This window comes from Geodermatophilus sp. CPCC 205506, from assembly GCF_051383635.1.
Lineage (GTDB): Bacteria > Actinomycetota > Actinomycetes > Mycobacteriales > Geodermatophilaceae > Geodermatophilus.
This window is the reverse complement of sequence record NZ_JALPKP010000022.1, coordinates 73,585-88,567: the sequence shown is the minus strand read 5'-3', so window position 1 is coordinate 88,567 and position 14,983 is coordinate 73,585. Positions and strand designations below refer to the sequence as shown.

Here is a 14,983-nt window from a genome sequence, read left to right as displayed (position 1 = left end):
CGGCGCGCGGCGCCGTCGCCACCCGGGAGCCGGGGGTCCGCCGTCCGCCGGCCGCGCCGGCGCTCCGCAGCCGGCCGCGCGGCCGGCTGCGCCGGTTCCTCACCCGGTGGGGATGGCGGGCCTACGCCATCCCGCTGTTGACCCTGGCCACCGTGCTCACCCTGGTCGACCTGGTCGTCGGCCTCGACCCGACGACCCCCACGACGACGACGGGCACCGCCGCCTCGTCCGCGCCCCCGACCACCCCGGCGAGCACCCCGCCCGCCGCGGCGGAGTCCCCGGCGTCGGCCGAGATCGACGCCGCACCCACCGAGACCGGTCCGCCGCCGCAGGGGTCGCCGACCTTCGTGCAGCAGGGGGCGGGCACCGTGAGCGTCGTGCCGGGCAACTCCGCCGTGTACGGCAGCGGCCCCCTGCACCGCTTCGTGGTCGAGGTGGAGGACGGCATCGGCGTGGACGCCGCCGCCTTCGCCGGCGCTGTCGAGGCCACGCTCGGCGATCCCCGGTCGTGGGGCAACGGCGGACGGATGTCGTTCCAGCGGGTCGGCGTCGACGAGGCCGCGGCGGGCACCTACGAGTTCAAGGTCACCCTGATCAGCCCGCTGAACATGGAGACCTACTGCCCCGGGGTCGGCACCGGCGGCTACACCTCCTGCCGCTACGGCGACCGCGCGGTCATCAACCTGGCCCGCTGGGAGACCGCCGTCCCCGACTACCAGGGCGACGTCCCGACCTACCGCCAGTACGTGGTCAACCACGAGGTCGGGCACGCGCTCGGCAACGGGCACCGCAGCTGCCCCGGGATCGGCCAGCTCGCGCCGGTCATGCAGCAGCAGACCCTCGGCCTCGACGGCTGCGCCAAGAACGCCTGGCCGTATCCCTGACGCGGGCCGACGGTGTGCGCTGGGGCGCAGTTCCTGGCGACGGAACTGCGCGTCAGCGCACACCGATGCCCGAGGAGGACCGCCCGGCTCGGGAATCAGGGGCGCGTGTCAGGGTGTTGCTCCGTCGAACGTCGACCCCACGCGGGTCGCTGTCGAGGAACTGAGGAGCAACCTGTGTCCCTGCCACCCCTGGTGGAGCCTGCCGACGAGCTCTCGATCGACGAGGTCCGCCGGTACAGCCGGCACCTGATCATCCCGGACGTCGGGATGGACGGGCAGAAGCGGCTGAAGAACGCCAAGGTGCTGGCCGTCGGTGCCGGCGGTCTCGGCTCGCCCGTGCTCATGTACCTGGCCGCGGCCGGTGTCGGCACGCTGGGCATCGTCGAGTTCGACACCGTCGACGAGTCCAACCTGCAGCGCCAGATCATCCACGGACAGTCCGACGTCGGCCGGTCCAAGGCCGAGAGCGCGCGGGACTCGATCAAGGAGATCAACCCGCTGGTCGACGTCCGGCTGCACGAGACGCGGCTGGACAGCGACAACGTGATGGAGATCTTCAGCCAGTACGACCTCATCGTCGACGGCACCGACAACTTCGCCACGCGCTACCTGGTCAACGACGCGTGCGTGCTGCTCAACAAGCCCTACGTGTGGGGCTCGATCTACCGCTTCGACGGCCAGGTCTCGGTCTTCTGGAACGAGCACGGCCCCAACTACCGCGACCTCTACCCGGTGCCCCCGCCGCCCGGCATGGTGCCCAGCTGCGCCGAGGGCGGCGTGCTCGGCGTGCTCTGCGCGACGATCGGCGCCATCCAGGCCACCGAGGCGGTCAAGCTGCTCACCGGCATCGGCGAGACGCTGCTCGGCCGGCTCATGGTCTACGACGCCCTGGAGATGACCTTCCGCACCATCAAGGTGCGCAAGGACCCGGAGGCCGAGCCGATCACCGGGCTCATCGACTACGAGACCTTCTGCGGCGTCGTGTCGGTCGAGGCCCAGGAGGCCGCCGCCGGCTCGACGATCACCGTCGACGAGCTCAAGGACATGATGGATGCCGGCAAGGACTTCGAGCTGATCGACGTCCGTGAGCCGAACGAGTACGAGATCGTCTCGATCCCGGGCGCGACGCTCATCCCCAAGGACGAGATCCTCTCCGGCCGGGCGCTGTCGCAGCTGCCCCAGGACAAGCCGATCGTGCTGCACTGCAAGACCGGCGTCCGCTCCGCCGAGGTGCTCGCCGCGATCAAGAACGCCGGCTTCTCCGACGCCGTCCACGTCCAGGGCGGCGTGACGGCGTGGGCCACGCGGATCGACAAGGCGCTGCCCACCTACTGAGCGAGGACCCCGCTGCTCGCGAGCTCCGCGGCGGGACCCCGCAGCGGGCCGTTGCACCACCTCGCAGGGCCCGGGTCGTCCCCCCGCTGGGGCGGCCCGGGCCCTCGCGCTGTCTACTGACTGCGTGTCCGACTTCTCGGCTGCAGAACTGCTCGAGCTCTACCAGCGGGCGCAGGCCTCGTTCACCGACCGGGTCGACGCGGTCAAGCCCGATCAGTGGGAGGACCCGGCCCTGCCGGGGTGGACCGTCGCCGACCTCGTGGCCCACCTGGTCGACGAGGCGCTCTGGGTGCCGCCGCTGCTGGCCGGCGAGCCGCACGACCTGATCGACGGCCGGTTCCCGGACGCGACCCAGGACCTGCTCGGGGACGATCCGCTGGCCGGCTGGGAGACCGCCGCCGACGCCGCGCTCACCGCGTTCGCCGCGGACCGCGCCCTGCTGCACACGGTGCACCTGTCCCGCGGGCCGACGTCCGCGGCCGTCTACATCGAGGAGCTGACCGCCGACCTGACCGTGCACTCCTGGGATCTCGCCCGCGCCACGGGCGGGGACGCCGACCTGGACCCCGTGCTGGTCACCGCGGGCCTGGTCGTCGCCGGGCGGCTGCCGGCCGACGGCGTGCCGGGGCTGTTCGCCCCGCCGCTGGACGTGCCGCCCACCGCCTCGCCGCAGAGCCGGCTGCTGGCCCGCCTCGGCCGCCGGGGCTGAGCCGCGCCCGGCACCCGCGGTTTCCCGCTGGACGGGCACCGGGCGCTCTAGTCTGCGTGCGCTCGTTTCCCAGCAGGAGAGGTGTCATCGATGAGTCAGCCCCCTTCGGGCCAGGATCCCTACGGCCCCGGCGGGCCGGGGCAGCCACCCGGGCAGGGCGGCTGGGGACAGCCACAGGGCGGCCAGCCGGGGCAGGGCGGCTGGGGACAGCCACAGGGCGGCCAGCCGGGCCCGCAGCCCGGTCCGTACGGCCAGCCGGGGCAGCAGCCCGGCCCCTACGGCCAGCCGGGCCCGTACGGCCAGCCGGGCCCCTACGGCCAGCCGGGCCCGTACGGCCAGCCGGGGCAGCCCGGTCCCTACGGGCAGCCGGAGCAGTACGGCCAGCCGGGCGCCTACGGCCAGCCGGGTCAGTACGGCCAGCCGGGCCAGCAGCCGGGCAAGGGCAAGCGGGGTCTGGTCATCGGGGTCGCCGCCGCCCTGGTCGCCGCCATCGCGGTCGCCGCCATCCTCTTCTTCACCCTGGGCGGCGACGACGACACCGACACCGCCGCGAGCAGCTCCACCTCCGCGAGCTCGTCGTTCAGCTCGTCGTCGTCCAGCTCGTCCAGCTCGTCGACGAGCAGCTCCGCCCCGTCGAACGCCCCGGCGCCCGGCGGTGACCTGCTCGCGATCCTGCCGACGGAGATGACCGGCTGCGCCGAGGACGACCCCGGCTCCGACGGCGCCACCGCGCACGCGGTGTGCGGCCCGAGTGCCACCCAGCCGGGCCCCGCCGCCGGCGGGTTCTGGCTGTACCCGGACCAGCAGGCGATGGAGACGGTGTTCTTCACCGACGTCACCCCCCTCGGCCTCGCCGAGCTCCCCGAGGGGCAGGACTGCAGCACCGGGCCCGGGATCCAGGCCTGGACCACCTCGTCCAACGCCGGCCTCGCCGCCTGCTGGATCGATACGGAGGAGGGGGCGGTCAACATCCTCTGGACCGACGACAACGCGCTCGTCGAGGGTCTGGTCAGCGCCCCGGGAACGACCCAGGCCGACCTCGGCGCCCTCTACACGTGGTGGACCGCGAACAGCGACTACCAGCTGTGACCTCGCCGGAGGCGCCCGGAGGACAGTCGTCCCCGGGCGCCTCCGCGCATCCGGAGGACGTCGACGAGGCGGTGTTCGACGCCGTCGAGCGCATCCCGCCCGGCCGGGTGAGCACGTACGGCGCCATCGGCCGGCTGGTCGGCGTCGGGCCCCGCCGGGTGGCGCGGGCGCTGTCGCAGGGCGGGGGAGCGGTCCCCTGGTACCGCGTCGTGCGCGCCGACGGCTCGGTCGCCGAGCCCGTGCGCGTCCGCCAGCTCGAGCTGCTGGCCACCGAGGGCGTCCCGGTGCGCGACGGCCGGGTCGACCTGGCCGCCGTCGGCTGGCCCTGATTTCCACCACACGCGCCCCACCTGTTCCGAGCCTGTCGGTCACCCGTGGTGTCATCGAGGGGTGGCGGCACTGCGGGGGGCGGACGGTGCGCCGGTCTACCGGCTCGTGCAGACCGACCCGGCACCCCTGGCGCCACCCCGGCTGGACCCCACGCAGCAGGCCGTCGTCGACCACGCCGGCGGGCCGCTGCTGGTGCTGGCCGGCCCCGGCACCGGAAAGACGACGACGATCGTCGAGGCGGTCGCCGCGCGCATCGACCGCGGCGTCGACCCCGAGCAGATCCTCGTGCTCACCTTCAGCCGGAAGGCCGCGGCCGAGCTGCGCACCCGCATCACGGCCCGCGTGGCCCGCACCATCCGCGAGCCGCTGGCCCGCACCTTCCACTCGTACGCGTACGGCGTGCTGCGCCGGGCCGCCCTGCTGCGCGGTGAGCCGCCGCCCCGGCTGCTGACCGCCGCCGAGCAGGACGCCGTCGTCGCCTCGCTGCTGCGCGGCGACGTCGAGGAGGAGGGTGCGGTCCGCTGGCCGCCGTCCCTCGGCCCGGCGCTGGCCACCGCCGGCTTCCGCACGGAGCTGCGCGAGCTGCTGCTGCGCGCCACCGAGCGCGGCGTGGACGCCGACCAGATGGCCGCGTGGGGCCGGGAGCTGGGGCACGAGGCCTGGGTGCACGCGGCGGCCTTCCAGGAGCAGTACGAGGCCGTGACGGCGTTCGCCACCGCCGGCCGCGGTGACGCCTCCGGGTACGACCCGGCCGAGCTGGTCCGCGAGGCCATCGCCGAGCTGGCCGGTGACCCCGAGCTGCTGCGCCAGGAGCGCGAGCGGGCCCGCTGGCTGTTCGTCGACGAGTACCAGGACACCGACCCCGCCCAGGTGGAGCTGCTCGAGCTGCTCGCCGGCGGCGGCGGGGACCTCGTCGCCGTCGGCGACCCCGACCAGGCCATCTACGCCTTCCGCGGAGCCGAGCCGCGCGGCATCGTCGAGTTCCCCGAGCGGTTCCGGCACGCCGACGGCCGCCGTGCCGACCGGCTCTCCCTCGGCGTGTGCCGGCGCTCCGGCGCGGAGCTGCTGCGGATCAGCCGGAAGGTGGCCGAGGGGCTGCCCGGGCCCTGGGAGCACCGCGGGCTGCGCCCGGTCGAGGGCACCGACGACGGCGCCGCGGAGGTGCACGTCTTCGGGGCGGCCGCCGTCGAGGCCGCCTACCTCGCCGACGTGCTGCGCCGCGCCCACCTGCTCGACCGGGTGCCGTGGTCGCGGATGGCCGTCGTCGTCCGGACGGCGGCCGCGCTGGGGCCGCTGCGCCGTGCGCTGACCTCGGCCGGGGTCCCCGCGGCGATCTCCGCTGACGACCTGCCGCTGGCCGCGCAGCCGGCCGTCGCCCCGTTCCTGGGCGCCCTCGCCGCGCTGCTCCCCGGCGACGACGGGGAGCCCGCGGGGCTCGACGAGCCTGCGGCCGAGGCGCTGCTGGCCTCCCCGCTGGGCGGCGCCACGGTGCTCGACCTGCGCCGGCTGCGCCGCGCGGTCCGCATCGCGCTGGCCGAGCAGGGCGTGGACGCCGCCGAGCGCGGCACCCCGCTGGCGGTCGCGCTGACCGACGAGCTGCTGCTCGACACGCTGGACGAGCACGTGGCCCGCCCGGCCCTCCGGGTCGCCGGCGTGCTGGCCGCCGGCCGGGTGGCGCTGACCTCCGACGGCACCGCCGAGGACGTGCTGTGGGCGATGTGGCAGCGCAGCGGGCTGGCCGGCCGGTGGGCGCGGGCCAGTGCCGGCGGTGGCCCCTCCGGCGCCGTCGCCGACCGCGACCTGGACGCCGTCGTCGCGCTGTTCGACGCCGCCGCCGGCTTCGTCGACCGGCTGCCCTCGGCCGACGTCCGGGCCTTCGTCGCGCACCTGTCGGCACAGGAGCTGCCCGGTGACACCGGCGCCGCGCGGGCGGCCACCGACGAGACCGTCCGGCTGCTCACCGCCCACGCGTCCAAGGGCCTGGAGTGGGACGTCGTCTGCGTGGCCGGCGTGCAGGAGGGGGTGTGGCCCGACCTCCGGGATCGTGGGTCCCTCCTCGGCACCGAGGCACTGGTGGAGCGCGCGGCCGGCATCGACGGGGCCGCGGTGGACCGGCGCACGCTCGCGCTGGCCGAGGAGCGGCGGCTGTTCTACGTGGCCTGCACCCGGGCCCGGAGCCGGCTGGTGGTCACCGCCGTGCAGGGCGCCCTCGACGGCGCGGAGGCCGGCGCCACCGCCTCCCGCTTCCTCGACCTGGTCGTCCCGCCGCCGGAGGACGGCCGCCCGCTCACCGAGCTGCCCCGCTCGCTGACCCTGCCCGCCCTCGTGGCCGAGCTGCGGCGGGCGGTGACCGACCCGCACACCCCGGCCGCCCGCCGGTCCGCCGCCGCGGCGGTGCTCCGCCGGCTGGCCGACGAGGGCGTGCCCGGCGCGGCGTCCCGGCACTGGTGGGGCCTGGCCCCCCTCTCCGACGACGCCCCGCTCGTGCCCGCCGAGGCGACGGTCCGGGTGCGGCCCTCGGCGATCGAGACCTTCCAGCGCTGCCCCCTGCGCTGGGTGCTCGGGGCGGTCGGCGCGGAGGCCTCCCCGGACGCCACCCGCACCGTCGGCTCGGCGGTGCACGCCGTGGCCCAGCGGGTCGCCGAGGGGCTGCCCCCGGCCGAGGCACCCGACGAGCTGGCGGTCGAGCTCGACCGGCTCGACCTCGGTCCGGGCTGGTCCGACCAGCGCCAGCGCGCCACGGCCCAGCAGATGCTCGAGCGGTTCCTCCACTGGCACGGGGCCAACCGGCGGGAGCTGGTGGCGGCGGAGGAGGACTTCGACGTCGTCGTCGGCCGCGCGCGACTGCGCGGCCAGGTCGACCGGCTGGAGCGCGACGCCGAGGGCCGGCTGGTCGTCGTCGACCTCAAGACCGGCAGGACGGTGGCCCGCAACGTCGAGGAGCACGGGCAGCTGGCCGCCTACCAGGTCGCCGTCTCCGCCGGCGGCTTCGCCGCCCACGGCACCGTCCCCGGTGGCGCCGCCCTGCTGCAGGTCGGCAGCGGCGCCAAGGCCAAGGAGCAGCACCAGGAGCCGCTGCCGGCCGACGTGCCGCTGGAGCAGACGGTGGCCGGGGAGTTGATCACCGCGGTGGCGGAGGGGATGGGCGGCGGCGCGTTCGAGGTGCGCACCGGCCCGCACTGCCAGCGCTGCCCGGCCCGCCGCAGCTGCCCGATGCACGAGCGCGGCCGCCAGGTGACCGCGTGACCGCCGAGCAGCTGTCCTTCGACGACCTCTTCGGCGAGGAGACCGCGTCCGAGCCGGCCCCCCGGCGGCTGCTGACGCCGGCCGAGGTGGCCCTCCGGTGCGGGCTGTCCTACGCACCGTCGGAGGAGCAGGCCCGGGTGGTCGCCGCCCCCGCCGACCGGCCGCTGGTGGTGGTCGCCGGCGCGGGCTCGGGCAAGACGGAGACGATGGCGGCCCGGGTCGCCTGGCTGATCGCCAACCGGGTCGTGGAGCCCGAGGCCGTCCTCGGCCTGACCTTCACCCGCAAGGCGGCCAGCGAGCTCAACGAGCGCGTCCAGCTGCGGCTCGGCGCGCTGGCCCGGCACCGCGACACCGACCAGGAGCTGCGCGCGCGGCTGGAGGTCGCGCAGCCCACGGTCGCCACCTACCACGGCTACGCAGCCGCGCTGGTGGCCGAGCACGGCCTGCGGATCGGCGTCGAGCCCGGCGCCGGGGTGCTCGGCCCGGCGATGTGCTGGGGCCAGGCGGCCCAGGTGGTGGCCGCCTACACCGGCGACATGGAGGACGTCCCGCTCTCGCTGCTCACCACGGTCGAGGACGTGCTCGCCCTCGCCGCGGAGATGGGCGAGCACGACGTCACACCGGCCGCGCTGCGTGCCTGGACCGCCCGGCTCGAGGCGCAGGTCGCCGGCTACCCGGACGCGCCGCGCAAGAAGGGCCCCTACAAGGACGTGCTGGACGTGCTCGCCCGGCAGCGGGCACGGGTGGCGCTGCTGCCGCTGGTCGAGGCCTTCGAGGCCCGCAAGCGCGCCGCCGGGGCGATCGACTACGCCGACCAGGTGGCCCACGCCGCGCGGATCGCGGTCAGCTCGGCCGAGGTGGGCCGCCGCGAGCGGGCCCGCTGGCAGGTGGTCCTGCTCGACGAGTACCAGGACACCAGCGTCGGCCAGCTGCGCATGCTCGAGGCGCTGTTCGGTGGGGAGACCGGTCACCCGGTGCTCGCCGTCGGCGACCCCCGCCAGTCCATCTACGGCTGGCGCGGCGCGTCCGCCGGCACCATCGAGCGGTTCACCCGCACCTTCCCGGGGGTCCGCGACCGCCGTGCCGAGCGGCTCACGCTGGCCACCAGCTGGCGCAACGACGAGTCGGTGCTGGCCGTCGCGAACGCCGTCTCGGCGATGCTGCCCCCGCCGGACGTGCCGCTGCCGGACCTCGCACCGTCACCCACGGCCGCGCGGGGGTCGGTCGGCGTGGGCCTCTACGGCACCGTCGCCGAGGAGACCGCCGCGCTCGCCGACCGGCTGGCCGCCTGCTGGCACGGCACCGACCCGGTGGTCGGCCGCCGCCCCGACGGCCGTCCGCCGACCGTCGCGGTGCTGGCCCGCACCCGCAAGCAGCTCCCCGGGATCGCCGCCGCGCTGCGGGCGCGCGACCTGCCGGTCGAGGTCGTCGGCCTCGGCGGGCTGCTCGAGGTGCCCGAGGTCTCCGACGTCGTCGCCACCCTCACCGTGCTCGTCGACCCGACCGCCGGCGACGCGCTCGGCCGGCTCGTGACCGGCGCCCGCTGGCGGATCGGCCCCCGTGACCTCGCCGCCCTGGAGGCCCGCGCCCGCACGCTCGTGCACTCCCGCCGCCCCGCCCGCGAGAGCGAGGGGGGCGCGGCCGAGGCGCCGCAGGAGCGGGGCAGCATCGTCGAGGCGCTCGACGACCTCGGGGACGCCGACGCCTACTCGGCCGAGGGGTACCGGCGGCTGCGGCGGCTGGGGGCGGAGCTGGCCCACCTGCGCGGCCGGCTGGGGGAGCCGCTGCCCGACCTGGTCGACGAGGTCGCCCGCACCCTCGGCCTGGAGACGGAGCTGGCCAGCGCGCCCGAGGTCAGCCCGGCCGGCGCCCGCGCGCACCTCGATGCGCTGCACACCGTCGCCGCGCAGTTCACCGAGCTCGCCGAGCTGCCCTCGCTGCCGGCCTTCCTCGGCTACCTGCGCGACGCGGAGGAGCGGGAGCGCGGTCTGGAACCCGGGGAGGTCACCGTCAACCCCGAGGCGGTCCAGCTGCTCACCGGGCACTCGGCCAAGGGCCTGGAGTGGGACGTCGTCGCCGTCCCGGGCATGACCGTCGACCAGTTCCCGGCCAAGCCCGGCGCGAGCGACTCCTGGATCAAGGACCCCGGCGCCGTCCCGGCCGACCTGCGCACCGTCGACCGCGAGGAACTGCCCCGGCTCCGGCTGCCGGTGCCCGGCTCGGGCGACCAGGCGGTGGTCAAGGAGGCCCTCGAGCAGTACGTCGAGGACTGGAAGGCCTTCGGCACCGGCGAGGAGATCCGGCTCGGCTACGTCGCCGTCACCCGCGCCCGGCACCTGCTGCTCTGCTCGGGGAGCTGGTGGCGCGACGGGGTGAACCCGTGCGGGCCGTCGTCCCTGCTGCACACCGTCCGCGAGGCCTGCGAGGCCGGGGCCGGCACGGTCGTCCAGTGGGCGCCGGCCCCGGAGGAGGGTGCGGAGAACCCGGCGCTCGCCGAGTGGCCGGTCGGCGTGTGGCCGGCCGACCCGCTCTCGTCCGGACGCCGCCGTGCCCTGACCGCGGCGGCCGAGCTGGTCGCGGGTGCCGCTCCGCACCCCCTCGACCCCGACCTGCGGCTCGGTGAGCCCGACCCGCTGGTCGACCAGTGGGTGCGCGACGCCGACCTGCTGCTGCGCGAGCGGGCGGCTGCGGCCCGCCCGACGGTCGACGTCCCGCTGCCCTCGCACCTGTCGGTGTCGGCTCTGGTCACCCTCCGCCGCGACCCGGCCGAGCTGGCCCGCCGGCTGCGCCGCCCGATGCCTGCGGCACCGGCCCCCCAGGCCCGCCGCGGCACCGCCTTCCACACCTGGCTGGAGGAGCGGTTCGGCGCCGCCCGGCTGGTCGACCTCGACGACCTGCCCGGCTCCGGCGACGAGTTCGCCGCCCCCGACAGCGCGCTGGCCGAGCTGCAGGAGGCGTTCCTCGCCAGCGAGTGGGCCGACCGGCAGCCGGTCGAGGTCGAGGTGCCGTTCGAGACGCCGCTGGGCCCGCTGACCCTGCGCGGCCGGATCGACGCGGTGTTCGCCGACGCCGACGGCGGCTTCGAGGTCGTCGACTGGAAGACCGGCCCGCCGCCGTCGGGCGCGGAGCTGGCCGCGGCGGGGGTGCAGCTGGCGGCCTACCGGCTGGGCTGGGCGCGGCTGACCGGCGTCCCGGTGGAGCGGGTCAGCGCCGGCTTCCACCACGTCGCGGCCGGGGTCACCGTCCGCCCGGTCGACCTGCTCGACGAGGCCGGCCTGCTCGGGCTGGTCACCGGAACCAGCCGCTGAGCCTCAGCTCGAGGCGACCCGGTCGAGGATCGCGGCGGCCAGCGCGTCGGGCGCCTGCTCGGGGATCCAGTGGCTCACCTCGGGGAGCTCGACGAACCGGTAGTCGCCGGTGACGCAGCCGGCGCACCCGTCGGCGGCCGTCCGGCCGACCGCGACGTCGGCGTCGCTCCACACGAAGGTCGTCGGCACCGCCACGTGCTCCACCGGGGCGCCCGAGCTCATCGCGCGGTACCAGTTCAGCGCCGCGGTGAGGGCGCCCGGCGCCGACAGCACCGCCACGTACTCGTCGACCGCCTCGGCCGGGACGTCGCCGCCGAACATGCGCCGCAGCCGCCGGGCGCCGTCGGCCAGCAGCACCTCCTCGGCCTTGTCCTCCTGCCAGAACAGCCGGATGTAGGCCGACCGCTCCTGCTGCTCGGGGTCCGAGCGCCAGGCCGCGGTGAACGCCGTCGGGTGCGGCACGGAGACCGCGGTGAGCGAGCGCACCCGGTCGGGGTGCCAGGCGGCGAGCGCCCAGGCGACGTTGGCGCCCCAGTCGTGCCCGACGAGGTCGGCGCGGGGCACGTCCATCGCGGTCATGAGGTCCGCGGTCACCTGGGCCAGGTTCGGCAGCGCGTAGGCGCCGACCTCGGCCGGCCGTGCGCCCGGCGAGTAGCCGAGCTGGTCGACGGCGTAGGTGCGCAGCCCCGCCTCGGTCAGCCGTGGGGTGACCGCCGCCCACGACAGCGACGTCTCGGGGAACCCGTGCAGCAGCAGCACCGGCCGGCCGTCGTCGGGCCCGTCGGCCCGGACGTCGAAGGTGAGGTCGCCGACGTCCACCCGCAGCAGCTGTCCCGCCATGACCGCGACGGTAGCCGCGCACGGGTGCCACCGCGCCCGGCGCTAGCGTCGGCGCCCGTGAGCAGCCCCGAACGCGACTTCGTCACCGCGCACCTCGACGACCTGCACGCCGACCTCGACGCCTGGCTGCGCATCCCCTCCATCTCCGCCGACCCGGTGCACGCCGCTGACGTCGCGGCCAGCGCCGAGTGGCTGGCCGGCGCGCTGCGCCGCACCGGGTTCCCGGCCGTCGAGGTCTGGCCGACCCCCGGGGCACCCGCGGTCTTCGCGGAGTGGCCCGCGGCGGAACCGGGCGCTCCGGTGGCCCTGGTCTACGGGCACCACGACGTCCAGCCGGTCGACCCCCTGGAGCTGTGGCAGCACCCGCCGTTCGAGCCCACGCGGGTCGAGGGCCCCGACGGTCCCGAGCTGCACGCGCGTGGCGCGATCGACGACAAGGGCAACGTCGCCTTCCACCTCCTCGGCATCCGCGCCCACCTCGCCGCGACCGGCCGGGACACCCCGGCGGTCACCGTCAAGCTGCTGATCGAGGGCGAGGAGGAGTCCGGCTCCCCGCACTTCGCCGACCTGCTGCGCGCGCAGGCCGACCGGCTGGCCTGCGACGTCGTCGTCGTCAGTGACACCGGGATGGCGGCGCCGGACGTGCCGAGCGCGGTGGTCGCGATGCGCGGGCTGGCCGACGCCGAGATCACGCTGCGCGGACCCGCCGTCGACCTGCACTCGGGCTCCTTCGGGGGTGGCGTCCCCAACCCGCTGCACGCGATGGCGACGCTGATCGCCGGCCTGCACGACGACCAGGGCCGGGTGACCCTGCCCGGCTTCTACGAGAAGGTGCGGCCGCTCACCGACCGCGAGCGGGAGCTGATGGCCCGGGTGCCGTTCGACGAGCAGGCCTGGCTGGCCGGGCCCGCGGCGTCCCGCGTGGCCGCCGGCGAGGCCGGGTTCAGCACGCTGGAGCGGATCGGTGCCCGGCCCACCGCCGAGGTCAACGGCATGTGGGGCGGCTACACCGGCCCCGGCCACAAGACGATCATCCCGGCCGAGGCGCACGCGAAGATCACCTTCCGGCTGGTCGCCGACCAGCACCCGGCCGACCTGGGCGACCAGGTCCGCGCCTGGGTCGCGGCCCACACCCCCGAGGGCATCGAGGCCGACTTGCACGTCCCGGCCGGCGGTGTCTCGCCGTGCGCCAGCGACCTCGACTCCCCGGCGATGGCGACCCTGATCGCCGCGATAGGGCGCGCCTTCGACCGGGATCCCGGCGACGTCCTCTTCACCCGCGAGGGCGGCAGCGGACCGGAAGCGGACCTGGTCGACGCCCTCGGGGCGCCGCTGCTGTTCCTCGGCGCCGGGCTGCCCACCGACCGCATCCACTCGCCGAACGAGCGGGTGCTCCTGCCGATGCTGTACCGCGGCGCGGAGGCGGCGGCGCACCTGTGGCGGGAGCTGGCCGCCGTGCCGTTCCCCGCCCGGCGCTGACCGGGCCGGCGGCCTCGCCGTCCTAGGGTGCAGGCGTGACGGCAGCAGGAGAGACGGGAGGCGCACCGCCGGGCTGGTACCCCGACCCGGACGGCACCCCCGGCATGGTGCGCTGGTGGGACGGCGCGACGTGGTCCGACGTCACCACACCGGTCGGCCCCGGTGTGCGGGTGCAGGCGCCCCCGGCGTCGCCCGCCGTTCCCGCCGCGCCGGAGACCGCGCCGGAGCCCTCCGCGCCGTCCCCGTCCGGGCGGCGCACCGCGTGGGTGGTCGGCCTGTCGGTCCTCGGCCTCGTGCTGGTCGTCGTCATCGCGCTGCTGGTCGGCCGCCCCTCGGCTCCGCTGGAGGACGCCGCCGGGGCCGCGGGCCCCGGTGCCACGACGCCGCCCGGGCCGACCTTCCCGCCGGGCACCGTCCGGATCGTCGACGAGCAGGCCGGCATCGCCTACCCGCACCTCGAGGGCTGGTACGAGTACAGCCTCGGCACGGTCTTCGAGACGACCTCGGTCGCCGGGCAGTTCTTCACCACGCAGGACCTCACGCCGGACGGCGGGACCTTCATCGCCCAGTGCACCTCGGGGCCGCTGGCGTCCGGGTTCGGGTACGCCGGTCCGGACAGCCTGCAGGGCACCGTCGCCCAGGTCGCCGACAGCGTGCGGGTCAACTACTACCCGCGGCCCAACGAGCGGCGGGTGCTGCGCGACGAGGCCCGCACGGTCGACGGCGCCCGGGCGCACCTGCTCGAGTTCGACCTGTCGTGGGACGTCGAGGGCTACGACGCGACGGGAGAGCGGGCCGCCCTGCTGCTCGTCGACGTCGGCCGTCCGGCGCCGGCGCTGCTCTACGTGTCCATCCCGAACACCCACGCGGAGCTGTACGGCGTGATCGACCAGGTCGTCGACGGCGTCGAGGTGCTCTGATCGCTCCTCCCGGCGCCGCGCACGGATCCGCACCGGCCCTTGACGTTCCCTTAGCGGGGCCTTGACCAGGCCGGCGACATCGTCTGCGCCATGACACGAACCCTCGCTCCCCGAGTCCTCTGGACCGCGTCGGCGGCGGCAGCCGTCGGCCTCGGTCTGCTCTCCGTCGCGGTCGTCGACGCAGACGCCGCACCCGACACCCGGCCGGCCTCGGCCACCTCGAGCCAGCCGTCCGCCCCGTCGTCGAGCAGTTCGTCGTCGAGCGACCCGTCGTCGAGCGCCCCGGCGCCGGCGCCGCCGGCCTCCTCGGGGGGAGAGCAGGTGACCGTCGCCGGCACGGTCACCGCCACCTGCGACGGCGGCGCGCTCTCCTACGCGGGCGCTCCGGCACCCGGGTGGTGGCTGGACGACTCTCCGCGCCCCGGCGAGGTGGAGTTCGAGAACGGCTCCCAGAAGCTCGAGGTGAAGGTCACCTGCGTGGACGGGACGCCGCAGTTCTCCGTCGAGGGACCGCGCGACGACGGCCGCGGCGGCGACGACTCCCCGGCCACCACCGCGCCGTCGGCGCCGTCGGCGCCGACGACCGGGCGCGGGTACGACGACTCGGACGGCCGGGTCGGCGGCGGGCACGGATCGGACGACGGCCCCGGTGACGACTCCGCCGGCCGGGTCGGCGGTGGGCACGGCTCCGACGACGGCCCCGGTGACGACTCGGGTCGCGGGCGTGGCCGCGGCCGCGGCGGCGACGACTGACGCCGCCCGCTCCGCCGTCCCTCCCCGCGGCGATCGCCGGGCCCGACCGGGTCCGGCGGTCGCGCGGCGCCGGGACGCCGCCGCGACGCC

At 76.4% G+C, this 14,983-nt stretch carries 11 protein-coding genes; 10 read left to right on the top strand and 1 reads right to left on the bottom strand.

Annotated elements, in window-relative coordinates; genetic code table 11:
- From MY520_RS14380 to MY520_RS14350, 7 genes are all read left to right on the top strand, one after another.
- Nucleotides 1-884, top strand: an 884-nt coding sequence (locus tag MY520_RS14380) for a DUF3152 domain-containing protein (protein WP_436692838.1), incomplete at its 5' end; no start/stop codon positions are given.
- Nucleotides 885-1,058: 174 nt separating this feature from the next.
- A complete protein-coding gene (gene moeZ / locus MY520_RS14375) occupies nt 1,059-2,219 on the top strand; it encodes an adenylyltransferase/sulfurtransferase MoeZ (protein ID WP_436692837.1) in 1,161 nt (386 codons plus the stop codon).
- A 124-nt stretch (nt 2,220-2,343) separates the two neighbouring features.
- A complete protein-coding gene (locus MY520_RS14370; RefSeq protein ID WP_436692835.1) occupies nt 2,344-2,928 on the top strand; it encodes a TIGR03086 family metal-binding protein in 585 nt (194 codons plus the stop codon).
- A gap of 90 nt (nt 2,929-3,018) precedes the next feature.
- Entirely contained in the window at nt 3,019-4,017 is a 999-nt protein-coding gene (locus MY520_RS14365) for a hypothetical protein (RefSeq protein WP_436692833.1), read from the top strand.
- Complete coding sequence (locus MY520_RS14360) at nt 4,014-4,346, top strand: MGMT family protein (protein WP_436692831.1); 333 nt, start codon at nt 4,014-4,016, stop codon at nt 4,344-4,346. The genes MY520_RS14365 and MY520_RS14360 overlap by 4 nt, the downstream gene beginning before the upstream one ends.
- A gap of 61 nt (nt 4,347-4,407) precedes the next feature.
- Nucleotides 4,408-7,593 carry an ATP-dependent helicase gene (locus MY520_RS14355; RefSeq protein WP_436692829.1) on the top strand — a complete coding sequence of 1,062 codons (3,186 nt, stop codon included), beginning with the start codon at nt 4,408-4,410 and terminating at the stop codon, nt 7,591-7,593.
- On the top strand, nt 7,590-10,901 hold the full coding sequence (locus MY520_RS14350) for an ATP-dependent helicase (protein ID WP_436692827.1): 3,312 nt from the start codon (nt 7,590-7,592) through the stop codon (nt 10,899-10,901). The genes MY520_RS14355 and MY520_RS14350 overlap by 4 nt, the downstream gene beginning before the upstream one ends.
- 3 nt (nt 10,902-10,904) lie before the next feature.
- Here MY520_RS14350 and MY520_RS14345 read toward each other — a convergent pair whose 3' ends face one another.
- Nucleotides 10,905-11,741: an alpha/beta fold hydrolase gene (locus tag MY520_RS14345; RefSeq protein WP_436692826.1), complete on the bottom strand. Its 837-nt coding sequence runs from the start codon at nt 11,739-11,741 to the stop codon at nt 10,905-10,907.
- A gap of 57 nt (nt 11,742-11,798) precedes the next feature.
- Here MY520_RS14345 and MY520_RS14340 point away from each other — a divergent pair, with 57 nt between their 5' ends.
- The 3 genes from MY520_RS14340 to MY520_RS14330 all read left to right on the top strand — a co-directional run bounded on the left by MY520_RS14340 (nt 11,799) and on the right by MY520_RS14330 (nt 14,893).
- Nucleotides 11,799-13,220 carry a M20/M25/M40 family metallo-hydrolase gene (locus MY520_RS14340; protein WP_436692825.1) on the top strand — a complete coding sequence of 474 codons (1,422 nt, stop codon included), beginning with the start codon at nt 11,799-11,801 and terminating at the stop codon, nt 13,218-13,220.
- Between the two features lie 35 nt (nt 13,221-13,255).
- Nucleotides 13,256-14,140: a DUF2510 domain-containing protein gene (locus MY520_RS14335; protein WP_436692823.1), complete on the top strand. Its 885-nt coding sequence runs from the start codon at nt 13,256-13,258 to the stop codon at nt 14,138-14,140.
- Between the two features lie 90 nt (nt 14,141-14,230).
- Entirely contained in the window at nt 14,231-14,893 is a 663-nt protein-coding gene (locus tag MY520_RS14330) for a hypothetical protein (protein ID WP_436692821.1), read from the top strand.
- Nucleotides 14,894-14,983: the final 90 nt, after the last annotated feature.